The following is a 26,984-nucleotide window of genomic DNA, read 5'->3' as shown; positions in this document are numbered from 1 at the left end:
TAATTCAAATTCATGTGAATGGTTATTTACTCAATTTGAAAACTTCCTGTGAGAGCATAATCCACCGGAAGTAAGAATTAAGTGCTGCTCTAAAGGAAGGAGAATCTTGTGCCTTGATATCGATGTTTAAAATCTTATCTATAGATTTAACTTCAGTAATGGTTCTACTTGAGGGTGAATCACTAATTTCTGGTTTTATAGCAGTTAAAACAATTTCAGCTTCTTTTTTAGAGTCAAATTCAATTTCAATCTGAGCTTCGACTTGTTTTAGTGTTTTCGTCTGCTTCATCATGTAATTTACACTCGTATATGTGGATGCGTGGCATGGTGGGCTTACCATCCCTATCAAAGAACTCCATCACTGGAGTTGATTTCCTTTGGTGAGTTTTGATCCACAAAAAATTGCATTTTGATTCTTCGGAATTTTCCAATGGAATTTCAAATATCTTAGATGCAAGACCTTTTAATTCATCCACTTCACATCGAAGACGTGTTTCGTCCTTTTTAATCCTTCCTTTAGGAAGGGAGAGATCTGCAGCTAGTTTAAGTGTAGCGAATAGCACACCATCCTCATATATTTCCATCCCATTGGGATTTCCATTTTTTTCCGATATCACCGCAACCAGATTAGTTCCTAATTCACGGGATTTTAAAAAGACATCTCGAAGACTCATTTTTCCCCGGTTAACACAACGTGTTTTTGATACTCGTTCTAATCCGCGGCAAAATGTTCTTGTTCTTTGGGATGGCTTTCGGGAAGTGGTTACTAACATAAATCTAATATTTTATTGGAATTTAAGATTTATTTAAAACCAAATATATCTTGACATCCGTAATATATCAGAACAACGAGTCTAACGGGCTTTAACAACTCGCCGAACCTCAGGAACTTCTTTGAAGAGTATTCGGTAGCGGCAACTGGGACATTTAGATTCTGTGTATCCTCTAATGTCTACAAGTGTATCACATTTGGCACATTTGTACAATTATAAACCTCCAACAATCCTTTTTATATTTCTTGAGGCAGTTTTGCCCATGGGAGTGTTTGGTAGGTATGCTCCGCCAGTGAAGACTGCACCACATTTTCGGCATTTCCATATTCCTGCAGCAACCCTTTTAACTCCAGGTCGATCACACTGTGGGCAAGTGTGGTTCTTTTTCATGTTTTCTTCAATGGTTTTCACGGTTCTCTTTGCTTTCCTACCGTATCTGGGACCAAATCTCCCGGTAACACCTACTTTGTTTGTTCTTGCCATAATTATCACCTTATTAATTTTGTTAACTTGTTCTACGAGGTTCAGGTGGAATTAGAATGATTATACGCTCTAATACCAGTTGTGTTTCTTTATAAAAAACACTCACTTACCTTATGCCTTAGGAATTGACTTTCTCAGTTCTTTGGTTTTTTCCTGAGCAATTTCAATGGACTTTAATATTTCTTCACGTGTTAAAGGCGCTGATCCTCCTTTTTGCATGGCACATATGCTGCCATCTGCCCTTAAACCTACGGATATTCGCGCATCCAGAACATCGTCTTCTTCCAGTGAGGGATCAGCTACCAATTCTCCACCGATCTTGGCCAACGTGCACATGAGTGGCTGTTCTTTAATTGGAATTGGAACCATCTTTTCATAATCGATTACGACTTCATCTCCTTCAATAGTGGTACTTGGGATTTTAGTATTTAATAGGGCGGCTAAACTACCCAGGACTGCAGCATCTATAAGGTTGCCGTCATAGTCCACTATATGGAGGTCTAGGAAGATCATCCATGCCTTCTTTCCGGGGATGATTACCAATTTTTCCAAGTCTAGTACTTCTCCTTCCCTTATACAACGGTCCGTGACACGTGCTAATTCTACTGAAGTTTCATTAGGAGGTCCTGCTTCAAAGTTTGGTGCAGCCATTGGAAGAAGTTCAGAGTTGGTTATCAAAACACCGACGTTGGGAGTGTCTGGGAAGGGTTCTCCAATCTGTGGTTTAGCTCCCACTACAATTTGAGTATTGCCAATTTTTACACGTGCCGAGCCTTCTGCTTTTTTTATTATACCAGTTTCCAGACTTATTTCACGGTACTGGTCCAATCCTCTTCCATCTGCTCTTTCTCCTTTTTGTATAAGATTAACCACACTTTCTTTTATTATCTGTGGAACTATACTCTGCACCATTTTAATCACCGTACCTATTCTTGATGGCATTTTTCTGTTCTTCACTGATGATCTGACATCCTTTTATAGCTAGATCAAGTGCTTCTTGGAATTCGTCTGATGTGAGGTGTCCATCCATCTGTAGTAATGTTATATCTCCTGTTCTAGGCATCAAGGCTATTGGAAGGTCAGCTTCTCCTTCTTTATCTTCCCATTCTGAAAGGTCCATTATGACTTGTCCGTCAGATTTACCAGCGGCACACGCTGCTACCATGTCTTTCATGGGTATGCCAGCATCAGCCAAAGCTACTGATGCTGCTGTAATACCAGCGCATCTGGTACCTCCTTCAGCTTGCAGTACTTCGATAAAAATGTCTATGGTGGATCTTGGGAATTTTTCAAGGAAAACAGAGGGGTTAAGAGCTTCAGTAGTGATTTTGGATATTTCCACAGATCTTCGGTCTGGTCCAGGTCTTTTACGGTCTTCCACTGAAAATGGTGCCATATTATATCTGCATCGTAGGATAGCCATGTTAGGTTTTAAAAGACGGCGTACATGTAACTCTCTTGGCCCATAAACAGCTGCTAGAACCTTATTATCCCCTATTTCCAAATATGCTGAGCCATCCGCCCTTTCTAGCACACCAGCTTCTATCTTCAAAGGCCTCATTTCATCGAATGCTCTTCCATCAGGCCTCTTTTTAGTTCCAGAAGTAATTAAACTTCCTTTATTACTGTTTCCTATTAATTTACTGGTTAAAATAATATCACCCCTATTGAATGAGTTTTTCTTCAAAATCCTCTTCTTTGCTTGTTTTATCAGTTTTTTCTGTGTTTTCCCCGAGAAGTTCCAACAACATGTTTTTTATCCGATCGGTAAGGCCGGAGGTGTGTGCTTCTTCTTCGATGGTTTTTATAACTTTTTGAACCATCCTTTCCATTTCGGGTTTTCCTTTAACCCAGACAACACCATTTTGACCAACTACAACTTCACATTTGGTCTGGTCTTTGATCATGTTGATCATTGACCCTTTTTTACCTATAAGTCGGGGCACCTTGGTGGGGGTTATGTGTATTAGGATTCCGCCACGGAATTTACCCAGCCCTCTTCCTTTTAGACCGAGTTTTACTTTTTTAACTTCATCAACATCCACTACTCTTAGGAATAAAACATCCCCTACATCAAATGCCTTGTTTAGTTCTCTTTTTTCCTTACCAAAAACTTCAGCAGCAGGTAATATTCCGGAATAGGGTGAGTTTATGTCCAAGTTCCACATGGAAAATCGGATGTCACTGATTTTACCAATGACCACATCTCCTCTTTTGGGAATGTATTTGCTCTGTAAGGGTATTACGCTTATTTTTTTGTCCCGAACAGCAACCAAACCAACTAGGGAAGAACAGACTTTGTCTGCATCTTTAAAAGTGCCTCTACCTGAATGAAAATCCCCTTCTGCCAGTATTTCACCTGGAACTACAATTTGTTTATCTTCTATTAGTAACACGTTTTGCCTCCTAATTACAGGCTTAAAAAAGAAGTTTTTTTATAAAAGTTTGGTTTCCACCTTTCCATGGGTGATCTCTGAGAGTTTTTGATAGAAATTTTCCTGCATACCACCAGGAATTTCCACAATTGCCACCCATGAGCCATCTTGTTGCCATTCTTCTTTTGTTATTTTGCCAAATTCGGATATAATTCCATAAACTTTCCCAGTGTCTTCTCCAGGGATGCGGATAGCCACTTTTACCTTTTCAAGTTTTATTGGTATTAATCGACGGATGGCCTTTAATGTGATATTTACTTGTTCATCAACACTTTTGAAGGGATCAACCCTGATTTTAGCTTCTTCCATTGCTATTTCTATCCTTCTTGCAGGGTGAGGAAGTTTTGTTTGAGGATTAATGGCTTCACGCGCTATTTTTGCGATGATCATCCTTCTTTTATCCTCTTGCATATCCCTTCGTTGTTGGGCGGTGAGTTGCACCTGTCCTTTACGTATTATGGTGGCAGCAGCTTCTAAGGGGTCTGTTGTCTCAAAAGCCTTAATCATAGCTTCTTCCGAGGCTTTATCCCCCTTCTTAGCATCTTTAAAAACCTCTTCAACAGCCAGTATCTCTTCAATCTGAATATCTTCTCCCCTTTTTAAGTCAGATGCTAGATCTGGATCTACTAAAATCTCAAATCTTTCCCCATAATATTCTAAACGGGCTATAACTGCATCTTCAAGGGATACCATGATTTATTCCTCTTCGTCCTCACCTTCCTTGGATTTGCGGATGAGGAGTTCTTCTACATGATCGTCAATTTCATCTTGGGTGAGTTTTCGGTATTGATGATTTTTTTCCTCTATTAATGCTATTTCAACACTTTCTTTGGTGGTTTTGCCTTCAGTAGCCTCGTATATTGCATCCAATGCCAGTTCCATGGACTCCGAAAGTTTCATATCTTCACTGAAATTTTTTTCAAAGACTTCCATGGCTAGCGCCCTTCCAGCACCAATGGCAGTGGCTTTATATTCAATTAAAGCACCACTAGGGTCTGTTTCGAAAAGTCGGCTACCATTATCATTTACTCCACCAATTATTAAGGCAGAACCGAAAGGTCGCACCCCTCCATGTTGAGTGTACATCTGTTTCAAGTCACAAATCTTTTTAGCTAGCATTTCCACTGGTATGGGTTCGTTGTAGGTGATCTTATTGATCTGGGATTCCATTCGTGCTTGTTCAACTAACTTTCTGGCATCAGCCACCAATCCTGAAGTGGCAGCTCCAATATGTTCATCAATCTGGAATATCTTTTCAATAGAGGTGGGTTCTACCAGTTTGCTGCTGGGCCTTTTATCTACCACTAGCACAATTCCCTCGGATGATTTAACACCTAACGAAGTTGTACCTCTTTTGACAGCTTCTCTTGCATATTCAACTTGAAAAAGCCTTCCGTCTGGGCTGAAAATGGATATACCTTTATCATAACCTGCTGCTGGGAACGGTTGCATATCTTATACCTCTTTTTAATTTTTTGATAAAACAATGAATTTAAACAAAACATTTGCTTAATTATCTTAAAACCATTTATACATTTTAATCATCTGCTGTCTTCAATTTAATAAAGTTTGTTATTGCTCCTTTGATGGTTCCGGAAATTCCCAGTGTTTGAAAAACAACTCTTTTTCCTTTAAATCTAGTTATTGTAGAGATAACAGCTCTAGCCGAGTTTGTTTCATCACGATTACATCTTATGATTCCAATAACCATATTATTTTCCGATGATGGGTGTTTCCAAAACTTCACAACCCATAATCCAATTTTACTGGTTCCATAAGCTCCGTATAGATCTCCTGAGGCCCCTAAAATTAGAGATATCACATCATCTCGTTCCAGGGGGATTTCTGAAATTGCTTGAAATGCAAGGTATCTCTTCTTTTGGCGAAGATGGGTAGGTAAAATTTTCAATTTCATGATCCCTGACCTTCATCATTAACTAAACGAACTCCTGGAAGTATAATTTGCCTTCTAATTTCATTTTTATCTATAATATCAAGGGGAACAGATGATAAAGAACGAATAGCTTCATCATTGGTCATTCCAAAACATGATGCCAAGGCAATAATATCATGGGGATGACGAAGATCATAAACTGAATCTGCATCACTGGTAATTATCACTGGAAACTTGTATTTACGTTGTAACTTTACTATTTGCCTAAACTGATTTAAAACACGATAACGCTGATTTGGACGAGTTAAAAGGAAATATTTTAAATTTATTTCAATTGAAACCTTATTTTCAGCAGCTTTTACCGCCAAAACATGGTTGATGCCACTATCGTATCGATTACGGTAGGGATGGCATAAAATATCGATTCGAGGTTCTTCAGTGGCTGCCCTATTAATTTTAAGGTCTCCTCCATGAACCAGTATCACATCAACTTTATCCCTAAACTTACGAACTTGTTTTTTAAGATCAGTAGGGTTTCTTGCTTGTATCTCCAAACCAACCTTGATCTGAAAAGGACTATCATGCTGAAAATGATTTCTAATATTCTGAACGTCTTTAATAATTGCAGATTTATCTTTATAGTCCTTAAAATTTAAAACCAGAGCTGTTCCATTATATCCTAATTTTTGGGCATGTAATGCCATTTTCGGGCTTCCTTGGATATGAAGATCATAGAACATCCTCCGCACCAGCCATTATGTCTTAAATATTTTTTGTGCCACCTTAAGTGCCACTTCCTTCCGGGCAGGGTAGGCAGCTATTTTAAGTTTGATATGAAGAGCATCACCATGCTCTACCAAGACTAAATCACCTAGATAGGCACGTTGTTTATCAAATCTAAGAAAAAGGTTTCCTCTCTCATCCATCCTGTTTTCAAGCTCTTTGAAAATCTTTTTCTTGGTTGAAGGGTTTAGTGATTGAAGTTTTTTCAAGAAATCTTTTATTTCTCTTTTACGTATTATCTTTCCATGTAGAATAATAACTTGATTGCTATGATAACCTTCTGTAATTTCCTTTTCAGCTTGGGCACTGGGGATGAGAGTATATATAGCCTCCTTAACCTTATCTTCGCTTTCTGTTCCATAAACGAAGGCCCGGTATGAGAGGTTATGAATCATTACCTTATTTTCTCCGTTCCTTTACCTTTATTTCTAAGACCCCTGTTTTTTTTACCTTCACTGGTCAAACCGCGGAATGCACGTCCGGTTTGGTGGTTTTCACAAATCCAGTTAATTTTGGGATCGTTTTTTATAGCAGGATGGTTGGGGTCAACTAAGATAACCTCGAAGAATTTGAATTTTCCATCTTCCCAAAGCCAGTAAGAATTTAAAACTTGTAGGTTGGGGTATTTGCGGGCAACCCTTTCTTCAGCTATGCGTTGAATGGATTTTTTTGGAGTTATTTTCTTAATACCCATCCTTTTTGGCTTTCGACCAGCAGTGAATCGGCTTTTTCTCCGCCCACCACGACGCACACGAGTTCGAACGACGATATATCCTTTTTTTGCCTTATAACCCAGTGAACGTGCTCTGTCAAGTCGGGTTGGTCTGCTTATTCTCTTTATTACACTTTCTGCTCTCCATTGGGGAGCTCTTTCTTGCATTAGTTCTTTTACGTATGATTCATCTGGATTTTTCCAGGCTTCTTTTATATAATTATACATTAATACACCTCTTTTTGTTCAGCTTTCGCCACATCCATGGGACCTGTGATCCCAAAAAAAAGTAGGTCAAAACACGCCAGATTGGCGGTAACACAATGTTGGTTATATCTCTTTAAAAAGGTTTGGATTCTGGTAAGTGTAAAATGACTCATACATTTTGATCATAATATTCCATCCTCACCTGTTTTGAATTTTACTATGATCACTTATTTAAGTTAGCTTTTGAATTCTATTTATGTATAAACGCGCCCATATGAAGGCTACAACTCCTCCTGAAATGTTACCGGTGACTATACCCCACCATACGCCTTGCTGACCTAAATTGAAACATATTGCAAGAATGTAGGCGAACAAGGCTACAAATAGTAGTTGTCTGAGCATGGTGAGAATGAGGGAGGTTACTCCCTTTCCCACTCCCTGAAAAACTGAACTGGACATAATTCCTGGAGGTACAAATACATAAAACACACACATCACTTGTAAAAAGGCAGCTATTGTAAAAGCCAAGTACTTTGTTTCTGGCGAATAAGCAAATATTTGGGCGATGTATGGTGCTAATATAAATGTCATGATGCTAGTAAGGGTTGCTACTGCTAAACCTACCTTTATAGAGTATGTGTGGGCAATGCGCAAGTTTTGATATTCTCGTGCCCCATATGCCACACCACTTACAGTGATCACTGCAGTTCCCACCGCAACTAGGGGAATTATAGCCATCATCACCACCCTCCATCCTGCAGAATACACTGCCACGGCATCTGTTCCAGCAACTTGGACCAATATTATATTTAGAATAGCGGTGACCAGTGACATGACCAGAAACTCGGCACTGGCAGGCAATCCCACTCCCAAGATTGATTTAATTACGTTTAAATCAGGTTTGAAGTATTTCCAGGATAGATTTACAAAGGTGTCCTTCTTTATAAAGAACCAGTATAATATAATCATTATAACCAGTGCTTGGGAGATGACAGTGGCCCAAGCTGCTCCGGCAATTCCCCATCCTGCCAAGTAAATGAGTATGGGATCCAGAACAATGTTCACAAGCGAGGAAATGATCATGGCTTGCATGGTCCTCATGGTATCTCCTTCTGAACGCAGAATTCCGTAGGCTGCACCAGTAAATAGCATTAGTATGGTACCGGCAAAGGTTACTCTACCATATTCAATAGCCAAACCAATAGTTTCTCCTGCTCCCAATGCTAAAATGACCGGATTTAAGAATATCTCCAGTAAAGCCGTCAAAATTAATGAAATAATAATAGTGATAACCAGGGTGTGCATTGCAGTATTGTTCACCCCTTCTTGGTTTTTAGCACCTATGCAACGGGAGATGGCTGAGGTTGCACCTGCACCTATGCCATTGGATAGGCCAACTAGTATCATGTAAAGAGGTGTTACAAATCCTACAGCTGCCAGAGCATTTCCACCCAATCCAGAGACCCAAATGGCATCCACCAAGTTGTAGGCAGATGTCAGTATCATGGCTACAATAAGTGGACCTGATAATTTTATTATAGCTTTTTTAGGGTCGCCAGTTATGAGGGTGACTCCTTCTGTTTTTTCTCCTAAGTTCTCACCAGACGATTTTCCATCTGATCCAACAGGTGATGAAGAATTATTATCTTTCATTTATCTTTCATTAACTCCTAAAACTAGATTTTTCGAATTTTTACTTATTTCTTGGGAAAATAAAAATTATGGATGATGTAATCTAATTTTAAATTTCTTCACTATAATGCTGTTTATGATTTTAAGCATTTTTTTATCAATAATCTCATTTTTTTTTACATCTTGAAAATCGTTTTTATGGGGAAAAACCAGTTGAAAGATAATATTTTCAGTTTTCATCTTTCTGGGGAATTACCAGTAATGGTATATGTAAACAAGAAAAATGGTAAGCTAAAGATATTATAAATCCGGAAAAAATGGGTTATCCCACATAATATTGAGTTAATTCAAGTCTATATATGTGATCTAAGTAGTTATGATCTAAGTGTTAGGCTAGAAATAAAGTTGTTCTAAAAGAAAAAAATTCAATTTTCAACTGACATATCCTAATTAGAATTAAGATGAGTTCAACTTATAAAAAAAATAAAAGCAATAATATTTTTGGGGAATTTATTGGCTGATGGTTTTTAAAAGTTTATCGAACTTTTTTTCAGCCATTACTTCGTGTGTTAAGAATTTTCCATTATAAAAAACACTGAAAATCCCAAAAGGAGTTGGAAGATCCTTAGCTTGCTTGAGACTTTCCACCTTAATTTTTTCTGATTTGATGCCATGTTTGGCAGCAGTTTCCATCATTATATCCACATAATCGGCATTAAAGGGACAGATATCAGAGTAAAAGAACGTTAATCCTTCTTTTGCAGGTATTTTTGCTGTTTTTGCTTTTTCTGTGAAGTGGGGAGTGGGTGCATCTTCATTAAATTTTTTTACCATCATTATAAAGTAAGGAGGAGCTTCATCACATACTTCAAACCCTTTTTTAAGGTAAAATCTCCTATCAACAGTGAAAGGAAGGATTTTACTACCTGTGACAGCTACCAATCCATTTTTTTCATGTTCTTTTGAGTCTTTTTCACATTCTTCCAAGAGTCTTCTTCCGAATCCCTTACCTTTATACCTGCCTGATGCCCATAAGCATTGTATGAAGTTGTATCCTGGTGCTTCGATTGGGAACCAAGCATATTCAGCAGGGACGTATTCTATGAATACTTTTCCCCTGAGATCGAATTTTTTAAAGGTGTGACCTTCTGGGAATCTTTCCTTTAACCAAGCTTTTTTGGTAGCAGCTCTTTTTTGACTTTTTTTATCATTTCCTATGGCACAGCAAATGTGTTCTGAGTCTATATTTTCATTAGTAAGAGTTATTATATCAATTTCTTCAGCCATGACCTTCCCCCTCCATTATTATCAAATTAATTTTAATAATTAAGATAGTTTTTGGCATTCAGGGCACAGGTACGATGATGAACCCAAAACATTAATTTTGACAATTTTAGTCCCACATCGTTCACATTTCATATCCTTACTGTGTTGATCCATTTTTCTAATGTATTTACCCTTTTTGCCAAATAAATCATGTTCATTAGAACTTCCACCTTCTTTCACTGCTAATTTTATTATTTTAATTATGTTTTCATATAATTTCTTCTTTTCATTAGGGTTTAAAGTGGATATTTATAAAAATAGTATGAAATTGGAAATTAAAAGAAAAGAACTAGAAAAACAGAAAAAAATGACCATGTCGTTTTTAAAACGAAAATAAATCAAAAACAAGCCATATTGTAAATTAAATAATAAATTAAGCGACTAATCTATTTGAAAAAAGAAGAAAGGGAAAATTATTCTGTAAGATCATAAAGAATCTTCATGGCCTTGACAAACGGTGGGTTACCAGCTGTTAAAAAAACAACTCTTAATACATCAACAATTTCATCCCGGGTAATATCAAATTCTTTCAATGCACTCATCATTTGCTTTTTCATTGCCCGATCATCAGAGGCTGCAGCAGTTATTCCCACAGCAATTAACTTTTGAGTCCGGTAATCCAATACCTTCCCAGAATATGCTGCTTCATTTAGTTCAACAACAGCTTTAAAAATGTCAGGATAGTCCTTTCTAACGTGTACCATTCCTTTACCGTAGAATACATCTTCTTTCATCTTTTTACCACCCGATATTTGTTATTATTTATTTTTATATTAATCAATCCATATATAATTTCCGAATATAATATAATATATGAGCATTGGTATTTAACACGAAAATGATCTAATAAATGAAAAAAATCTGCTAACTTTCCGAAAATTTGTCAAAAAAAATCTAAACAAAACTTTTTAAGAGCATACAATCCTATTTTATAAACTAAACTAAAGTAACAATGAAAAAAAAATATTTTGATGCAAAAATATGTGGCTAAATAACAAAAATGAAGGTATTGATGGGAAGATAAAAACTTAAAACAATTTCTTTAATATTAATTTCTATATACTTTTTGAAAAAAAAATTATAATCTGTTAAAACGAATATTTAATGCGTTGTATGATTATAAGGGTCCTTTATCTGGATGTCCTTCCCTTCTCCCCATACCTCCCTCTTTTTCCAGAGATCCTGGTTTGAAGAACATTTTTATCAAATTTTGGGCGTGTTCCCTTGCACGGTTATCTGCCAAGAATTTTAGGTCTTTTTCATCTGCACCCTCATCTTCATGGACAAAAACTTCCAGTATATGAGTGTTGGTCAATAGTTGTGCTTGTATAAGTCCAGTTGATGCTTCATGGGCACAAGTTTTATCAATCTTTTCAGGTCCTGGCATTCCCAGAGCCATTACCACTTCACAGCCTTCCTCTTCAATAAGCTTTTTACAAGCCACTGGAAGGTCCTTAACTCCAGGAACTGTCCTTCTGATAATTTGGTTATTGCCCACACTTTGTTTAATCTCATCAATGGCAGCAGAGGCCATGTCATAACGGGCAAAGGTAGTGTCGCAGATTCCAATTTTCATGTTATCACACCGAAGAATTTAAAGATAAATTTATCATCTTTGCATATTTATGTCTGTTCTGGTTTTATATGAATATTTTGTAAAAATAACCATTAATATTATAAGATTCTGACAATAGGAAAAAAACTTTTTTAACAAAATTTATTAATAATTAAAAAGTAAAATATGACAAATGGTCTTTTAAAGGAGTAAGGAGGAATTATTTGAAAAAATATATGATTTTAGCATTGTTTTTTTGCGTTATTATAGCAGTCTCTGGATGTACCATAAATGGCTGGGGATCTGGAAATGTGATAACCGAAACAAAAAATGTGAATGGAGTTAAACAAGTCTCATTGGAAGGCATTGGAAACATTGTACTGCAACAGGGAAATCAAGAATCCTTACGTATTGAAGCCGAAGACAATATTATGCCTCACATCCAGAGCAAGGTGGAAGGTGACAAACTTACCATCACTTATGACACCAACACCCCCGCACCCACTAAAGATGTAACATATTACCTAACAGTGAAAGATTTAAATTCCATTAGTATTTCTGGTGCAGGAAAAATACAATCGAACAATTTCAAAACAAACACCCTTGATATTATACTTAGTGGGGCTGGAGAAGGGAATTTAGCAGGTTTAAATGTGAAAAAACTAACAGTAAATATGTCTGGAGCAGGAAAACTAATTGTAGCAGGAAAAGCCACTGAACAGACTGTCACCATATCTGGAGCTGGAGATTACCAGGCAAAGGAATTGGAAAGCAAAACTGCAACTATTACCATTGATGGTGCAAGTAACAGCATAGTTAACGTTACAAATGTGCTAAATGCAATCATAAATGGGGTAGGGAACATAGAATATACCGGCAATCCAAAAGTGAATAAACAAGTCACTGGAGGAGGCAATATCCAGAAAATAGCGTAATGAAAAAAGACATTAGATTGTTTTGCCAAAAGAATTTACAAAAAAAGTTGATGAAAAAGTGATTTATGGATTGTGGAATTAAATCTACAATCCAAATGATTTCTTTAAAAGTTCCACATTAACTGAACCTGCACGGAACAATTCACCAGTGGTTAAATCATTGATAACCACCTCTGCAGGTGCAAACATACCCTTATCTATCTGATAGAAATCAAAATTCGCTTCTTTAAATACATCGTAAAATGGTTTTCCATATCCATCTGCAGCTGAAGAGGGTAATTTCTCAGCTAATGATTTTATATCATCCCTAGTTTCGGATTCTATGTAATAATAAGTCCGACCCCCAAATAAAACAGCATCGTTAGTTTTACCCATTGCTTTTAACCCATCTGGATCCACAGGAGCGATGGGTGCTATTCCAGCAGCATGTTTAACCTTGTTAACATCAAAGTGAAGTGCTTCTAACATTTTGTAGGTTCCGTTTTCAACAACTCTGCCAGCTATCTGTATAGAACCTACCAGAGAAGATGTTGGAGCTACAAGAACAAAGACATTTTCTGGTTGAACTTTACACTCCTGGGCAATGTAATCAGTGACATCTTCGCCAGGGAGCTGATCAGCCTCTAAGGTTAAAATTGCTATATCAGCTTCGTCCATGTAACCGATTTCTTCATAAGTTTCTTCAGGTTTTAGGGCTAAAGCCCTGGCAGGGCCAGAACCAAGGGCGAAAAAGTCACCAACACTCACTGACCATCCTGCTTTCTGTGATCCCAATGTTGAAATTGCGGGTTGGTGTGTTTTTATCTTCACGGATGGTAGGGCAAAGCTTTCCGATAAATCTCCAGGAATGGATATTCCCACTTCAGCCAAGCCACCAAGACAAACTTTGGTGTAGAGTTCTCCTGCTTTGAAACTTCCAGTGACATTAACTCCCGCATCAATAACAGTGGACCCATTTTTCAACTTATGAACTGCAATATTAAGGTCTTCTGCATTCTCAATCATTAAATCTATTGTTTTTTTGGCTTCTAAATTGACACTTACCATCTGATCATCTCCAATGAAAGTGAGTAAACTTGGCATTCAAGGAATCATACTAATTGTATTACCCATTACCAAATGTTTTCTATTAAATTCTTTTAATTCCTCGGGATTTTTAAGCTTTTTTATTTGTTGATACCAAATAAGTTTTCAATAGGGTTTATTCCCCGGGCTTCCTCAAAATTAACCTCATATATATGGGCGCTTATGGAATGTATGGTAAGAGTGCCAACTTCCACTCCCACCTCCTGAGCAACGTACTGGGAAAGTCGGGTTAGTCCAACAGCATTGGGGAACCAAGCCCCATATATATCATGGGAACGCCAGAGACCTGTGGTGTGAAGTTCACCATTTCTGATCTTGAAATCTACCAATATCATGCACGGTACTTCTTCCTCTTTGGTATCGGTTGGAGGATCCCATGTAACAGATGTAGCCCTCCTAGATTCATGACAATTTTCAAGGCGTCTTATGGATTCTGCTATCTGGTCTATGTCTTGAAAATGTTTCCGGAGGCGGTTTCCATAGGTGTAGACAAACCCCTTCTTATCGTTACTTAAGAATTGTTCTGCATAAATCTCGAGTTTTTCACCACTCCAAAAGTAACCCGGAGGAATATCTAGTTTAAGTGGGTTTTCCACGGAAACTAAAGTATTGCGAAGTTCAATAGTTTTTGAACCCCTTTCATCTGTAATTTCAGAACCTTCCTTAATTATTTTTTTAACTAGAGTTTCCCATCCGTTTTTTATTGTAGGGGCTTCGATTAGGATAGCCATTTAACTGCCTCCGTCATGTTTTTAAGTTTTTGAAAAGCCACCTCCTGAGGCAGCATACGCATTCCGCAGTCTGGATCAACAATCATGTTTTCTACTCCAATGAGTTCTACTCCTTTTCGGAGGTGTTCATGAATTTCCTCCGGACTTTCTACTTTCTCGGTTTTGGTATCTACTGATCCAAAACCAACTATCTTTTTAAGATTTGTGGTTTCCAGAACTTCAAGATTTCTCTTTATTCCCATAAATTCACAGTCAATTATATCCACTGGAAATCTCATTAATTTTCCAAAAATTGAGGTCACATCTCCACACACGTGCATTGCCAAGGGGACTTTCAGACCATTAACTGTGATTTTGATGGCCTTCAGGGCCGTGGAAATGTCAGCCATTCCTGTGGAAAGGTAAGGTTCGTCAATTTGTATTACTGATGCACCATCCCCTTCTAAAAATTTAGCCTCTTTATTTAAAGCATGTGCTATGTCCATGATTGCTTTATCTCTACTGTCAAGATCATAGAAACTTTCCATACGTGAAGATAAAATAAGAGTAGTGGGACCAGTTATGACTCCTTTAACTCCGTTGGCGTCTTTAAGAATGTTACCATCAATGATCTTTGCACCGGCCTTGAAATTATTGGATGTGTTTTTTGCAGTTTTAAGTGCAATTTTAAGATCATTTGAACCAATAGAGTAATTTAGGGGGAGTATTTTCCCCTTTATTTTGGAAGTTCCCTCTTCCCAAGCCATTCCTGTTATTTGGCTGGAAAAAATTTCAATCATGTCCCCTCGAACTTGTCCCGTGGAAATTATGTTTATTCCTGCTAATATCTGCTGCTCTACTGCAAATTCTACTGCAGCTTGGTACGGGTCATAATTACCTAAAAAAGATGAAATTTTTGAACCAAATGATGCTGGTTTCCGGGGTGGGGATGGATAGCTTCCAACTACAGTTGTTAACATGATACACCTCTTTGAAGTACTTATTTGTGGCTGTTTCATGTGCTCATATTATAATATGTAATTATCTGAATATGGTTTTCCAACATATATAAAATCAATTGGATAGGCAGTTTTTGGCTACCTTCATTTTATTAATAAAATAATATAAAATAAGTTAGCTAAGAGATTGGTTTATATTGATATGTGAAAGATTTTTTGGGAGGGATTGTTCATGGAATTTGTAGACTGTGTGAAATTTGCCAATGAAAATCCTGTTGCTTGGTTAGCTACAGTTGACGGGACCCAACCCCGTGTGAGGGGTATGGGAATGTGGTACGCTGATGAAACTGGTTTTTACTTCCAAACAGCTACCATGAAGGATTTGGTAAGGCAACTTCAGGAAAATGGCAATGTGGAGTTCGCTTTTTTTAAACCTGACGAAATGGTTGGAACTATGTTAAGAGTTTCTGGTGAGATTGAATTTTTGGATGATGTTGAAATTAAAAAGAAGGTTTTGTCTGACCGACCCTTCTTATCTGAATTTGGCCTCACAGCCGAAAGTCCAGAACTAGTGATCTTCCGTGTTTCAAAGGGTGAAGCCCATTTTTGGGATTGGGAAAATAATTTAAATCCAAAAGATATTATAAAATTTGGATATGACAGGGACTGATTTAACTAAAAGGAATATTAGAAAAAGTGAGATTTTTTTTGTCGGGTATTTATTTAGACTAAAAAAATAAAAAAAATAGGACTTGATTAATCTATCCCTACAGCCCTAATCTTCTCTCTTTCTTCAGGAGGTACGGGTATTTCCACAGTTGCTGATCCATAGCATGGTTTAGTGTAAGGTAGCATTATGGTGCCCTTTTCTTCGTTTATACCTATTGGTACTGGAGGTATCCCAATAATGCGAGCCCCTACTATTTTTTCTCCAGGTTTGACATGAACCACTTCCGGGGCGTTTTCTTCAATAAAAAGGGCGCAATCCTTGAATCCTGATCGGGTCATGTGAATTTCATAGTTTTCAGACTCACGGAGGTAAGTTTCAAGACAAAACATTAATTATCCCCCTCAATTTTTTTTCCCATATCATCTTTTTTGGTGAGTTTATCCAGTGCTCTGTCCAGCCGTACCCTTAAAGGTGTGGGATTATGGTAAGCTCTGGCTGAGACAATATCAGCATTTGTGTTTTCCATAACTGAATTCTCATAGTGCTCCAGTTTTTCAGAGTCCTTGTGGAAAACTAGTGCTAGACTTTTAGTATTGAGTATGTGATAAAATGTCACAAAATAACTAACCGCAGCATCTTTGTGTACGAATCCTAAAAGTAAATCATAATCTCCCTCTTCAAGCCCATCAAGACAAGTTTCTATGTCGATCTTATTTTTGATATAATGTTCCTCAGGATCTGATACTTCCAGCAGTTTTTTTGCCGATGGTGTGCTGGCCACATCCACCTTATAGCCCATGCCTATCAGTTTATTAGTAGCATACACAGCTAATGGTGTTTGAGATGGTGATTCTGGACATCCTAATAATATAATAGCTTTTTTCACAAATATCCCTCATTTAGTTTAGTCAACCAAACATTCCAATATATATCATTATTCTTTTAATACAACCACATGACCAAATATCAGCGCACCTATTATAATAAAAGTGAGAAGGGCTGTACCATTTATGGAACGATTCATCAAAAATAGCCCCATGATTGCTTGAGTAATAAAAGCAGTTAAAGATCCTATTAGCAGTGCTTCCCTCCCTAAACAGCTTTTTTCCCCGTTTTCTCTCTTTTTCCGGTATTTTCGGAGTAGGTTAAACCCAAAATACATGATAAAGATACACCATAACAGTAAGAAGATTAAAAATAGGTATCCAAAATCGAAGGCCATGCCGAATATTCCGGGTAGCATATAATCAATAACATCCTTCTTGGTTACTAATATTCCATAAAAAAGGGGAAATGGCAAACTGAAAAATGTTACCAATGCCATTGGAAGCGAAATGTATCCATCTGAACCCCCATGGCAAGCATCCTGCCAATAACAGGACCCAAATTTATGTCCAGTTAATGTTGCATTCTGTATGACCATTTTTATACTGGGCACTGAAAAATTTTCAATACGTGAAATCCTGAGTAAAGGACTAAAGATGCTCATATCTAAAACCCTTGAAAGGAATTCCAAAGATCCGAAACCTATGATGGCTGCAACAACCACAAGAACTATCCTTTTAACTGTAAACACAGATTTTTGGCGGAATGACTTGGATATGATGAAAAATCCTATGAAAAGTCCCAAGAACCATAATAAAAGGAATGATCGGTGCATTAATCCTCCGACAATGGTTATGAAAACTATAACTCCATACATGAATATTTTTAGACCCCTGGTGTTAATTCCTGAATCTTTCATTATTGGCAGAGCCGCCATAATAGTTACAACGGCTAATAAGGCTAGTGGTCCGTAAGGATGGGTGAATTCCGAGTGTGTGAAGCCGGGAATGAATAAAAAGACTGCATCGACTCCAAACATCAAAGCAAATCCTGCAGAAATGATCATAGCCACTAAAAGAACAATGTTTAAAGATAGTGGGCCTAGATTCAACAAAAAGAAAATCGCTATTTGGATTATTACTGCAATTTCAATAATGTACTGCAGGTGATTCTGAGCAATTAAAGCCATTTATATTGATCCTCCAATTTGGATTCTATTAATGCAAAATTTAAATTATGAGAACATTTTAATCCATAAAAAGCATTTTAATAGTTTGCTATTTTTTTTTTCACTTTTTATTTGATTTAAGATGAATTAATAAGTAATACGTTCAGTAAAGGGGGTAATGGCATTTCTATGTTTTATATATTTTTATAGAATACCTCTTTAAAAGCTTTGTGAAATTTGGATCATATCTCCAAATTAAGTTGATAAAAGATGCAACTTGGCCCAGTCTGAACCATCATTAACTTTAAATACCTCAAAATATAAGTGCTATAAAGGGCTGGTAGCTCAGGTTGGTAGAGCGTCGCCTTGGCATGGCGGAGGCCCCGGGTTCAAATCCCGGCCAGTCCATTATTAAATTACTATTTTTTCCAATTAATTCCCCTACAATTCCATAATGACAATCAAATAAAATAAATATTTGGAAAATAATAATACAATAAATCGTTACCAATCCATTATATAGTTATAGATTAAAAATTTTTTAAACAAATTTTTACCTATTAACAGCGCTGTAGATGTTTTCAATAATAATATTGAACAAATCATCAGTTACGAGTTCTTCAACGTGATGATCATCCTTAAGCAGTTCTTTAGCCATCTGAATTATTTCTTCAGAATTCGTTGACCTTTTCATTAGCCCTTTTTCAATGTAATAAGCGTCAACTGATAGTAACTTACCAGGATAACATGATATTACTGGAGTTCCTAAGAGGGCTGCTTCCCGGTTCATGGTACCTCCTGCCCCAATAACTAAGTCACAAGCCTTCATAAGACTGAATGTATCTACAGGGGGTTTGATTAATGTGATCTGATCATCATCTTCGAAAATCTGTTGCTGTTCCCGGAAACGTGGGATCACCAAAATATTTGCCTGGTCTTCCAGAGCCTCGACAATCGGTGACAGTACAGTTGTCCGGCAATCAGCATCAAGATAAGAAGCTAAAGACGGTTCGGGTCGCATGAGAATAGTTTTTTCCTTTTTAAGATCTAACTTGAGATCCTCAAATATATGAGGATTGTACTTGAAATCCACTAAATGAGTAATCTCTGATGTACCATTGTAAGGCAGCAAATAGTCACGTTCTGCACCGCATCTAACAACACTTTCTGGTTTAATAACCTCTGGAAGAATAATGCGATCACAGAGAGGTAGTGTGAGTTTATTTGCAGCTATAGCGTGTTCATTATCAAGAATATACACACTGGGAATGTTAAGACCATATGAAATTCGAGGTAATTCAATTGAATGCTTAGAAACTGCCACATCTGGTTTTTCACGGCTGATTATCTGGGAAAGTTCATAAGCTCTCTGAGTGCTGCGAATTAGTTTCTCCTCAAGACTCACCCCATGCCATCCAACCAAGTGATAGTTGATTTGGAATAGGTCTAGTAGTCGATGAACATCCCCAAATCTGCGGGCAGTGATGAAAACTTCTTCACCCTCATTTTCTAGATAGTGGATTATGCTCTTAAAAAACCTTACATGGGGAGCGTTTACTATGTCAATCCAGATCTTCAACTAATCACCAAGTGATTTATTGGATTACTATAATTTTATCCTTTTTTAAAATAATCAATTTAATCCACAATAAATATCAGTGCTCTATGGAATAGTTCTTTCGATGATTATTTAAATTAAATTATAAGTTAAAAATTAATGATCACGCATATAACGATCAATGGCTTTTATGACTTCATCAAAGCCAGATCCAGTTTTAAGGCTTGTTTTAATGACTTGAACTTCAGGATTGATTTGTTTAACATCGTTTACCATCTTATCCGAATCAGCGCCCACTGCACTTGCGAGGTCTACCTTATTTATGACCACCAAGTCAGAGTCTTGGAAGATCAGTGGATGTTTCTCCACAGTGTCATCTCCCTCTGTGACACTGATAACCACCATACGCATATGGCTACCTAAGTCAAAGTCCACTGGACAGATCAAGTTGCCCACATTTTCAATGAATAGAATATCAATTTCTTCCAAGGGCATGTCATGCAAAGCATGTTCTACCAAGTGTGCGTCTAAATGGCATTCTTTACCTGTGTTTAAGCCCACCACTGGCACGTTATGTTTTTCGAATCTTCCAGCATCGTATTTGCTGATGACATCACCAGCAATAACGCCAATTTTATAGTTCATGGCATCGATTAAGGCTTCAATAAGGGATGTTTTCCCAGAACCTATAGCTCCCACTACATCAACTGAAAAAACTTTGTCTTTATCCAAAATTCTCTGATTTTTACGGGCCAGTTTACGGTTGGCAATCATTATGTCATGTTGAACTTCTACATCTGCAATTTTATGCATCATCATCACTCTTTTCAATTTTGATATTTTTAACACTACATTCCTTACCAGTTAGGGTTTCCACATCTCGACCCCCGCACTTAGGACATAAAACTATGGCTAAATAATGATCAGAACCATCTGTATTAGCCAGTCCAGTGTATTGACACTTTCGACAATTTATCTCGACAGGCACATCCTCAATAATGATTTTAGCATCCTCCATGAGTGTGCCCTCTGTCAAAACATCTAATAGGAATTTTAATTGCTCAGAATTTAGCATAGTCAGCATACCGATTTCAATTGTCACTTCCAAAATTTCTTCAGCGTTATTTTTTTCTGCAGCCTCCATTATTGTGTCAACAATGGCTTGGGCCATGGATAATTCGTGCATTAAGCTACCTCTCTTGAGATGTATTTAACCTATGTTATGGGAAGCTTATTAATAAAGTTAACAAATAATAAAAAGTGAAAGTAAAAAACTGGCAGCTTCTTCCACTGCCATTAATTGTCTTGGAAGTTGTAACTGAGCCAATGAAATCTTTAGTAACATTTTAAATAATTATATGGTGATTTTTATGATAATAGGCGGATCTTCTTCCCAGAAACTCGCAGCCAACATTGCCAGGGAAATGGACGACATACTTTGTCCCCTGGAAACTAGAAAATTTCCTGATGGAGAACGCTACATTAGGATAAATGGTGATGTTGATGAGGGAGTTGTGGTAGTACAATCCACAGGTTATCCTCAGGACGAAAATCTAATGGAACTGTTTTTAATCTTGAAAACAATACGTAGAATGGGTGTTAAAAAAATCAGAACCGTAATACCTTATTTTGGTTACGGTAGACAGGAAAAAAGTTTTAATCATGGGGAAGCTATTTCTGCTGAGGTTGTATCTCATTTAATACAACAATCAGGAGCTAGTGAAGTGTACAGTATCAACCTCCATGAAGAAAGCATATGTAATCTTTTTAATATCCCCGCATATAATTTGTCTGCTATGCCTGCTATTGCTAATTTTATAGGTGATAATATTGATAATCCACTAATTTTAGCCCCAGATAATGGTGCTATGAGTTTTGCAAACGAAATATCGAAAATATTGAACTGTGAATCTGATTATCTGGAAAAAATACGTTTATCTCCTGATAATGTGCAGACAAAGACCAAGAATCTTGATGTAGATGGTAGGGATGTGGTTATTATTGATGATATTATCAGCACTGGAGGAACCATTGTCAATGCTTGTAATATTCTAAAAGAGCTTGGTGCTAACAGGATTATGGTAAGTTGTGTGCATCCCGTGTTGGTTGAGGACGCACTTTTAAAGATTTATACAGCCGGAGCAGATGATGTTGTAGGCACTGATACCCTTAAATCAGAAATAAGTGCTGTTTCAGTGGCTAATTTAGTTGCCGATGCCTTAAAAAAAAGTTCTTAAACTTCGAGGGATGACTGATATACTCTATAAAAAATGGAAAAAATAGAAATATTAGATTAAAATTTTTCAAATGAGATAATTGTCAGATTGGAATCCAGTTATTATTGGAATTTTAATAACAGTTATTATCGGTTTTTTAGGTATATTTATACCATTTTTAGGAATTATAGCTCCAATAGTTGGTGGTCTTATCACAGCATTTATGGCTGGTGGGGATTATAAAGATGGTGCAGTTACTGGCGGGATGGCAGGCTTGTTTGGCGGTGCTATCTTGGGTGGTGTTCTGTTAGGAGCATTCACTGCTATTATCGGTGGAGTTGCCTTAGGGTCCATTATTGGCCTTATATTAGGAATTATTGGTGGAAGTGTTGGAATCATAATTAAAAAAAATGACTTTGTAAAGGGGGAATGTTATGGTAAACTGGACTACAGTGGCTATTGGTTTTGTGGTGACAATTGTCTTAGAAATAGTTGGTCTTCTTTTCAAATCAGTAGATATGGCAGTGGCCACATTTATTAGTATCTTCGCACCTATAATAGGTGGTTTAATCGCAGCATACTGGGCCGGAGGCACGTTTAAAGATGGTGCTATTAATGGAGGTCTTGCAGGAGGTTTAGGATCTCTTTTAGCAGCAATAATTTCAACCCCTGGAAATTTTATACTACTTGTTGAAAATTCTATTATCAGCTTTGTCATTAGTGGGATAGCAGGAAGTATTGGCGGTTTAATCGGAGTTTTAGCTAAAAGTAATCGCCAAGATAATGAAAAAAATATGAAAGAATAACTTCTCCAAGGAAAAATAAAATTATTCGAAATAAAAAAAATGAACCAACGCAATTATCTGAATAAACACATTATTTTGAATGGTGAATACATGAAAGCCCATTTTTTACCATATGTCCTCGGATAATCACAATTTTCTAAAAGAAAAGATTTTTTTTGGATTTTACATCTTTTTATGGGCAGGTTCCAGATTTACTCTTAACCCTTTTATTCCTTTTCTTTTAAGAGCTTCACTTATTTCCAGTGCATTTTTTTCAGGTAATTCAACGAAGGAGAACTTATCCAAAACATCAATACGACCTATACTGGTGGAAGAAAGACCTGAAACCTCCCTTATGGCCTTTACTATATCTTTTGCCTTTATTTTCTGTTTTCTACCTACATTTATGAAAAATCGAACCATTCCAGGCTGAGCACCAGTGTCTTTGAAGTCAGAACCTGATATTTGCAGTGCATCATCTTTAGAACCATTGTATAATTTAAGCAGAGCAGCGGCAATTTCTAATGAACTGTAGTCTTCTTCCATTAATCTTTCTACTAAATGAATTTCCTTTTGTAAATCGCTAGTATTCATTTCTTTTTTCAACTGCTCCATGAAAAGATCTCTTTTTACCTCTTCAACTTCATGAAGGGAGGGGATTTTCTTTTGTTCTATCCTGACCTTGGTATACCTTTGAATATCCCTTAACTGATATATTTCCTTTCCAGACACAAATGTGAAGGCTTGTCCGGTTTTGCCAGCGCGGCCAGTCCTACCTATCCGATGAACATAATATTCTTCATTGTTTGGCACATCATAATTAAACACTGCTTCTACATCATCCACATCTATTCCTCGGGCTGCAACATCAGTAGCAACCAAAATTTCAATTTGTCCCTTTCTGAACTTAGCCATAACCCGGTCACGTTGATTCTGACTCATATCACCATGAAGTCCATCTGCAAAATAACCTCTAGTTTGTAAGTGGCTTACTAGACGATCCACTCTACGTTTTGTATTGCAGAACACGAGTGCAAGCTTTAGATTGTGCATGTCTATTAGACGGGTTAATAGATCTAACTTCATTTGTTCCCGGACTTCGAAGTATACTTGACGTATTTCCGGAACTGTAAGTTCCTGATGGGTTACTTTCAACATTTCCGGATTGTTTTGGTATTTCCGAGTTAACCCCAATATTATTGGAGACATTGTTGCAGAAAACAAAAGCATCTGCCTTTGGTCTGGTATTTTTTCCAGGACAAATTCTATATCTTCTCTGAAACCCATATCTAACATTTCATCTGCTTCATCTAAGATTATCATCTTCACTTGATCCATTTTGAGAGTTCGTCGGTGAATATGATCCATTACCCGTCCAGGAGTGCCAATAATTATCTGCACTCCCCTTTTCAGTGCTTTGATCTGTCTTTCGATTGGTTGTCCGCCATAAACTGGTAACACTGATGTTTTTTGGTACTTAGATAATTTTTTGATTTCTTCTGCTACTTGAATGGCGAGTTCTCGGGTGGGGCAGAGAATAACTGCTTGAACACTCCTATTAGATGTGTCAAGTCTTTCTAAAACAGGTATGCCAAATGCAGCTGTTTTTCCAGTTCCTGTTTGTGCTTGTCCAATAACATCCTTCCCTTCTAATATATGTGGTAAGGCAAGTGATTGAATTGGTGTTGCTTCTTCGAATCCCATGTCTCTAATGGCATGTTTCATTTCACGGGATAATTTTAAATCTTCAAATAATAAATTTTCCATGGTATCTTCCTTATTTTCAATTAGAATTATACACTAATTTGCATAGATAAATAGTAAGTAAAATCAGGCCCAATCCAATTATAACGCTAAGAATAGAATTCTAAAAAATAGCAGAGATAATCAAAAATCCAAAATTTACTTATTTTCTATTTATTGTAAGTAGTTCAAGACTTTTAAAGTAATGGTTTAAACATTTTAAATTCTTTTTTTAAAAAATTGAAAAATCACCTAGGGGGTGTGTTAAAAAAAGGTGAGAATGTCATCTTGAAAAAATTTAAATAAAAATAAAAATAACCCAAAAAAATTAATGGGTTGCAGGTTTTTGTAGTATTCCCTTTGGTACGATATCTGTGATCTTCTGCATCTTATCCAAGAGGCTTTTTTTACCCTTTCCGACAAGTGCATGTTCTAGAACATCACTCAGAGTTTCTACCGGTACGATTTCAATCATCTTTCGGTAATGATCCTCAATTAAGACATCATCCATATTTGATTTGGGTATTAAGACTTTGCGCAGTCCTGACTCTGCTGCTGCTTCAATCTTTCCAGTGACTCCGCCTACAGGGAGTACATCCCCTCGAATACTCAAAGAACCAGTTAAAGCCACAGATTGATCAACAGGTATGTTTTCCAGAGCAGATACTACTGCAGTGGCCACAGATACACTGGCACTGTCTCCTTCAACACCTTCGTATGATTGCATGAACTGAATGTGAATGTCGTAATTGGATATGTCGGTTCCAGTATGTTTTTTAATTAGTGCACTCACATTCTGAACTGCTTCTTTGGCAATTTCTCCGAGTTTTCCAGTTGCAATTATTTTGCCTTCATCTTTACTCTGGGCTGGTGCTGCTTCGGCTGCAATTGGCATTATAATACCACTACGATCACCAATTATAGCTAGTCCATTAACTTTTCCAACTTCACCACCTTCAGATTTGAAGACCCGATAACGTTTTTTCTGGACTATGTAACGGTCTGCTATTTGTTGTTCTAGGGTTCTGGCGAGTTTTTTAGCACTTAAGACATGTTCAACTGTAACTTCATCAGCTTTTTCGCCTTTTGCTATGTCACCAGCTGCTCTTACCAAACCACCGAGGTCCCTTAATTTAAGGGTAAGTGACTCTTTTTTACCAGCTCTGCGCTGAGCTTCGTGAATGATCTCACCAACGGCTTTTCGGCTGAAGTGAGGAATGCGGCCGTCTTTTTTAACTTCTTGAGCCACAAATTGTACCAATTTGTCCCTGTTTTCGGGAGTGTCTTTCATGGTGTCTTTCATGTAAACTTCATAACCATAACCTCTAATCCTACTTCGAAGTGCAATGTGCATTCCCTCAAGGACGTGTAAGTTTCCGGAAGCTACTAAGACAAAATCACAAGGAACTTCCTGAGAACGAACCATAGCTCCACTACTGGTTTCACTTTGACCAGTTATCTGGTATTTCTTCTCTTGCATGGCTGTTAAAAGTTCTTGTTGGGTTTTCATCTTCAAAGACCCAACTTCGTCAATATAAAGGACTCCCTTGTTGGCTCGGTGTATCATACCTGGTTCCACTCGTTCGTGTGCTGGAGTTCCTAGCCCACCCGACTGGTAAGGGTCGTGCCTCACATCTCCTAACAGAGCCCCAGCATGAGCACCGGTTGCATCGATAAATGGGGCCATATTCTTCCGGTCATTATTAATCAGAAGTTTCGGAACCATTACCGTGCTGCGGGGTTTCATTTGCATTAGAACCAGTAAGACTATTCCTGCTGCAATGATAGCTGCCAAGTATTGTTTCATCATAAAACCAATTATCAGTATCAAGATGATTATGGCAATCATGAACATGTTTTTACGTTCTTCTTGCCCTTTAGCCTTAATTTTGTAATTAGTTACTACATTTTTCCCTTCTCCAGCAGGCATCACTCCAATAAGGGGATTGTGATTGTCTTCCATATTGGGATACACTAATATGTCTTGGAGTTCCTCTGGGGGAAGTAATTCAGCCATTCCCTTAGCCAGCATTGATTTTCCAACACCAGGTTCTCCAATTAAAAGAACGTTACGGCGTTGTTTAGCTGCTTTTTTAACAGTTTCCACTGCTTCTTTTTGACCAATTATCTGATCAATTATTTTTTCTGGAACTTCAATATCTCCTGAAGTTTTGTAACTGTGAATTTTAGGTGTTTCACTAGGGGAAACCTCAGAATTTGGGTTATTATTTGCCATAGGCTTTTTTAACCTCCATAATTTTAGATTTATTAAAAATCAACGGGTTTTTATAATAGGATATACTCTAATAACTATGGTAAAACATGTATATGAACATTTGCTTCTCAAATTTATTAATTACTAAATCAATAATGTGAGGAGTAGTGTTGACATATTTGTTATCAACAATAGTTTTTAATTAATAAATGTTTATTACTAGCTGTACAATTCCTATATAAATAAACTTAGTTTAATATTGTGGATGAATTCCATATGGTTTACTCTCTAGGAAAAATAATATGAAAAAAATG

Annotated in this window: 34 protein-coding genes and 1 tRNA gene; 6 read left to right on the top strand and 29 right to left on the bottom strand. The window is 37.1% G+C overall.

Annotation, left to right across the window (positions count from 1 at the left end):
• Positions 1–22 precede the first annotated feature (22 nt).
• From GXZ72_08830 to GXZ72_08745, 18 genes are all read right to left on the bottom strand, one after another.
• Entirely contained in the window at positions 23–289 is a 267-nt protein-coding gene (locus GXZ72_08830; GenBank protein HHT19646.1) for a hypothetical protein, read from the bottom strand.
• The gene (locus GXZ72_08825; GenBank protein ID HHT19645.1) at positions 246–773 is read right to left on the bottom strand and encodes a Brix domain-containing protein; all 528 of its coding nucleotides are present in this window, start codon (positions 771–773) and stop codon (positions 246–248) included. Before GXZ72_08825 ends, GXZ72_08830 begins: the two co-directional genes overlap by 44 nt.
• An 81-nt stretch (positions 774–854) precedes the next feature.
• Positions 855–986: a DNA-directed RNA polymerase subunit P gene (locus tag GXZ72_08820; GenBank protein ID HHT19644.1), complete on the bottom strand. Its 132-nt coding sequence runs from the start codon at positions 984–986 to the stop codon at positions 855–857.
• Positions 987–1,256 carry a 50S ribosomal protein L37Ae gene (gene rpl37A, locus GXZ72_08815; protein HHT19643.1) on the bottom strand — a complete coding sequence of 90 codons (270 nt, stop codon included), beginning with the start codon at positions 1,254–1,256 and terminating at the stop codon, positions 987–989. It abuts the gene before it with no gap.
• Between the two features lie 111 nt (positions 1,257–1,367).
• Positions 1,368–2,168: an exosome complex protein Rrp42 gene (locus GXZ72_08810; GenBank protein HHT19642.1), complete on the bottom strand. Its 801-nt coding sequence runs from the start codon at positions 2,166–2,168 to the stop codon at positions 1,368–1,370.
• A 1-nt stretch (position 2,169) separates the two neighbouring features.
• On the bottom strand, positions 2,170–2,913 hold the full coding sequence (locus GXZ72_08805; protein ID HHT19641.1) for an exosome complex exonuclease Rrp41: 744 nt from the start codon (positions 2,911–2,913) through the stop codon (positions 2,170–2,172).
• A 7-nt stretch (positions 2,914–2,920) separates the two neighbouring features.
• On the bottom strand, positions 2,921–3,652 hold the full coding sequence (locus GXZ72_08800) for an RNA-binding protein (protein HHT19640.1): 732 nt from the start codon (positions 3,650–3,652) through the stop codon (positions 2,921–2,923).
• Positions 3,653–3,691: 39 nt separating this feature from the next.
• Complete coding sequence (locus GXZ72_08795) at positions 3,692–4,384, bottom strand: ribosome assembly factor SBDS (protein HHT19639.1); 693 nt, start codon at positions 4,382–4,384, stop codon at positions 3,692–3,694.
• 3 nt (positions 4,385–4,387) lie between these two features.
• Positions 4,388–5,143 (bottom strand): archaeal proteasome endopeptidase complex subunit alpha, encoded by a 756-nt coding sequence (psmA, locus tag GXZ72_08790; protein ID HHT19638.1) that lies wholly within the window; start codon positions 5,141–5,143, stop codon positions 4,388–4,390.
• An 85-nt stretch (positions 5,144–5,228) separates the two neighbouring features.
• Positions 5,229–5,606, bottom strand: coding sequence for a ribonuclease P (locus GXZ72_08785; protein ID HHT19637.1), 378 nt, complete (start codon positions 5,604–5,606; stop codon positions 5,229–5,231).
• The gene (locus GXZ72_08780) at positions 5,603–6,325 is read right to left on the bottom strand and encodes a ribonuclease P (protein HHT19636.1); all 723 of its coding nucleotides are present in this window, start codon (positions 6,323–6,325) and stop codon (positions 5,603–5,605) included. Before GXZ72_08780 ends, GXZ72_08785 begins: the two co-directional genes overlap by 4 nt.
• A gap of 15 nt (positions 6,326–6,340) precedes the next feature.
• Entirely contained in the window at positions 6,341–6,763 is a 423-nt protein-coding gene (locus GXZ72_08775; protein ID HHT19635.1) for an RNA-binding protein, read from the bottom strand.
• Positions 6,763–7,308: a 50S ribosomal protein L15e gene (locus GXZ72_08770; GenBank protein ID HHT19634.1), complete on the bottom strand. Its 546-nt coding sequence runs from the start codon at positions 7,306–7,308 to the stop codon at positions 6,763–6,765. The genes GXZ72_08775 and GXZ72_08770 overlap by 1 nt, the downstream gene beginning before the upstream one ends.
• A 210-nt stretch (positions 7,309–7,518) precedes the next feature.
• Complete coding sequence (locus GXZ72_08765; GenBank protein ID HHT19633.1) at positions 7,519–8,940, bottom strand: MATE family efflux transporter; 1,422 nt, start codon at positions 8,938–8,940, stop codon at positions 7,519–7,521.
• 489 nt (positions 8,941–9,429) lie between these two features.
• Positions 9,430–10,206: a GNAT family N-acetyltransferase gene (locus GXZ72_08760; GenBank protein HHT19632.1), complete on the bottom strand. Its 777-nt coding sequence runs from the start codon at positions 10,204–10,206 to the stop codon at positions 9,430–9,432.
• Between the two features lie 39 nt (positions 10,207–10,245).
• A complete protein-coding gene (locus GXZ72_08755; GenBank protein HHT19631.1) occupies positions 10,246–10,359 on the bottom strand; it encodes a hypothetical protein in 114 nt (37 codons plus the stop codon).
• Positions 10,360–10,658: 299 nt separating this feature from the next.
• A complete protein-coding gene (locus GXZ72_08750) occupies positions 10,659–10,979 on the bottom strand; it encodes a carboxymuconolactone decarboxylase family protein (GenBank protein ID HHT19630.1) in 321 nt (106 codons plus the stop codon).
• A gap of 383 nt (positions 10,980–11,362) precedes the next feature.
• Entirely contained in the window at positions 11,363–11,821 is a 459-nt protein-coding gene (locus GXZ72_08745; protein HHT19629.1) for a riboflavin synthase, read from the bottom strand.
• Between the two features lie 203 nt (positions 11,822–12,024).
• Between GXZ72_08745 and GXZ72_08740 the strand changes: the two genes are divergently transcribed.
• Entirely contained in the window at positions 12,025–12,735 is a 711-nt protein-coding gene (locus GXZ72_08740) for a DUF2807 domain-containing protein (GenBank protein ID HHT19628.1), read from the top strand.
• 84 nt (positions 12,736–12,819) lie between these two features.
• Here GXZ72_08740 and mch read toward each other — a convergent pair whose 3' ends face one another.
• The 3 genes from mch to GXZ72_08725 form a co-directional block, all read right to left on the bottom strand.
• Entirely contained in the window at positions 12,820–13,782 is a 963-nt protein-coding gene (gene mch, locus GXZ72_08735) for a methenyltetrahydromethanopterin cyclohydrolase (GenBank protein HHT19627.1), read from the bottom strand.
• A 119-nt stretch (positions 13,783–13,901) separates the two neighbouring features.
• A complete protein-coding gene (locus GXZ72_08730) occupies positions 13,902–14,552 on the bottom strand; it encodes a thymidylate synthase (GenBank protein ID HHT19626.1) in 651 nt (216 codons plus the stop codon).
• A complete protein-coding gene (locus GXZ72_08725; protein ID HHT19625.1) occupies positions 14,540–15,511 on the bottom strand; it encodes a methionine synthase in 972 nt (323 codons plus the stop codon). The genes GXZ72_08730 and GXZ72_08725 overlap by 13 nt, the downstream gene beginning before the upstream one ends.
• Before the next feature lie 211 nt (positions 15,512–15,722).
• Between GXZ72_08725 and GXZ72_08720 the strand changes: the two genes are divergently transcribed.
• Complete coding sequence (locus GXZ72_08720) at positions 15,723–16,160, top strand: pyridoxamine 5'-phosphate oxidase family protein (GenBank protein HHT19624.1); 438 nt, start codon at positions 15,723–15,725, stop codon at positions 16,158–16,160.
• Between the two features lie 86 nt (positions 16,161–16,246).
• Here the strand turns inward: GXZ72_08720 and GXZ72_08715 are convergent, their stop codons facing one another.
• Genes GXZ72_08715 through GXZ72_08705 form a run of 3 tightly spaced genes read right to left on the bottom strand, consistent with a single transcriptional unit; the run spans position 16,247 to position 18,174 of the window.
• The gene (locus GXZ72_08715) at positions 16,247–16,549 is read right to left on the bottom strand and encodes a DUF1894 domain-containing protein (protein HHT19623.1); all 303 of its coding nucleotides are present in this window, start codon (positions 16,547–16,549) and stop codon (positions 16,247–16,249) included.
• A complete protein-coding gene (locus GXZ72_08710; protein HHT19622.1) occupies positions 16,549–17,046 on the bottom strand; it encodes a DUF1890 domain-containing protein in 498 nt (165 codons plus the stop codon). The genes GXZ72_08715 and GXZ72_08710 overlap by 1 nt, the downstream gene beginning before the upstream one ends.
• Positions 17,047–17,094: 48 nt before the next feature.
• The gene (locus GXZ72_08705; protein HHT19621.1) at positions 17,095–18,174 is read right to left on the bottom strand and encodes a hypothetical protein; all 1,080 of its coding nucleotides are present in this window, start codon (positions 18,172–18,174) and stop codon (positions 17,095–17,097) included.
• A 313-nt stretch (positions 18,175–18,487) separates the two neighbouring features.
• Between GXZ72_08705 and GXZ72_08700 the strand changes: the two genes are divergently transcribed.
• Positions 18,488–18,561, top strand: a tRNA-Ala gene (locus tag GXZ72_08700).
• Positions 18,562–18,706: 145 nt separating this feature from the next.
• Here the strand turns inward: GXZ72_08700 and GXZ72_08695 are convergent.
• The 3 genes from GXZ72_08695 to hypA form a co-directional block, all read right to left on the bottom strand.
• Positions 18,707–19,732, bottom strand: coding sequence for a DUF354 domain-containing protein (locus tag GXZ72_08695; GenBank protein HHT19620.1), 1,026 nt, complete (start codon positions 19,730–19,732; stop codon positions 18,707–18,709).
• A gap of 135 nt (positions 19,733–19,867) precedes the next feature.
• The gene (gene hypB, locus GXZ72_08690; protein HHT19619.1) at positions 19,868–20,524 is read right to left on the bottom strand and encodes a hydrogenase nickel incorporation protein HypB; all 657 of its coding nucleotides are present in this window, start codon (positions 20,522–20,524) and stop codon (positions 19,868–19,870) included.
• On the bottom strand, positions 20,517–20,897 hold the full coding sequence (hypA, locus tag GXZ72_08685; protein HHT19618.1) for a hydrogenase maturation nickel metallochaperone HypA: 381 nt from the start codon (positions 20,895–20,897) through the stop codon (positions 20,517–20,519). Before hypA ends, hypB begins: the two co-directional genes overlap by 8 nt.
• A gap of 184 nt (positions 20,898–21,081) precedes the next feature.
• Between hypA and GXZ72_08680 the strand changes: the two genes are divergently transcribed.
• The 3 genes from GXZ72_08680 to GXZ72_08670 all read left to right on the top strand — a co-directional run bounded on the left by GXZ72_08680 (position 21,082) and on the right by GXZ72_08670 (position 22,733).
• Positions 21,082–21,948 (top strand): ribose-phosphate diphosphokinase, encoded by an 867-nt coding sequence (locus tag GXZ72_08680; protein HHT19617.1) that lies wholly within the window; start codon positions 21,082–21,084, stop codon positions 21,946–21,948.
• 79 nt (positions 21,949–22,027) lie between these two features.
• Positions 22,028–22,468, top strand: coding sequence for a DUF5518 domain-containing protein (locus tag GXZ72_08675; GenBank protein ID HHT19616.1), 441 nt, complete (start codon positions 22,028–22,030; stop codon positions 22,466–22,468).
• Positions 22,362–22,733 carry a DUF5518 domain-containing protein gene (locus tag GXZ72_08670; GenBank protein ID HHT19615.1) on the top strand — a complete coding sequence of 124 codons (372 nt, stop codon included), beginning with the start codon at positions 22,362–22,364 and terminating at the stop codon, positions 22,731–22,733. Before GXZ72_08675 ends, GXZ72_08670 begins: the two co-directional genes overlap by 107 nt.
• A gap of 162 nt (positions 22,734–22,895) precedes the next feature.
• Here GXZ72_08670 and GXZ72_08665 read toward each other — a convergent pair whose 3' ends face one another.
• Positions 22,896–24,479, bottom strand: a complete 1,584-nt coding sequence (locus GXZ72_08665) for a DEAD/DEAH box helicase (GenBank protein ID HHT19614.1) — start codon at positions 24,477–24,479, stop codon at positions 22,896–22,898.
• Positions 24,480–24,783: 304 nt separating this feature from the next.
• A complete protein-coding gene (gene lonB, locus GXZ72_08660; protein ID HHT19613.1) occupies positions 24,784–26,691 on the bottom strand; it encodes an ATP-dependent protease LonB in 1,908 nt (635 codons plus the stop codon).
• Positions 26,692–26,984: the final 293 nt, after the last annotated feature.

Source organism: Methanobacterium sp., from assembly GCA_012838205.1.
Lineage (GTDB): Archaea > Methanobacteriota > Methanobacteria > Methanobacteriales > Methanobacteriaceae > Methanobacterium.
This window is presented reverse-complemented; position numbering and strand designations above follow the sequence as displayed.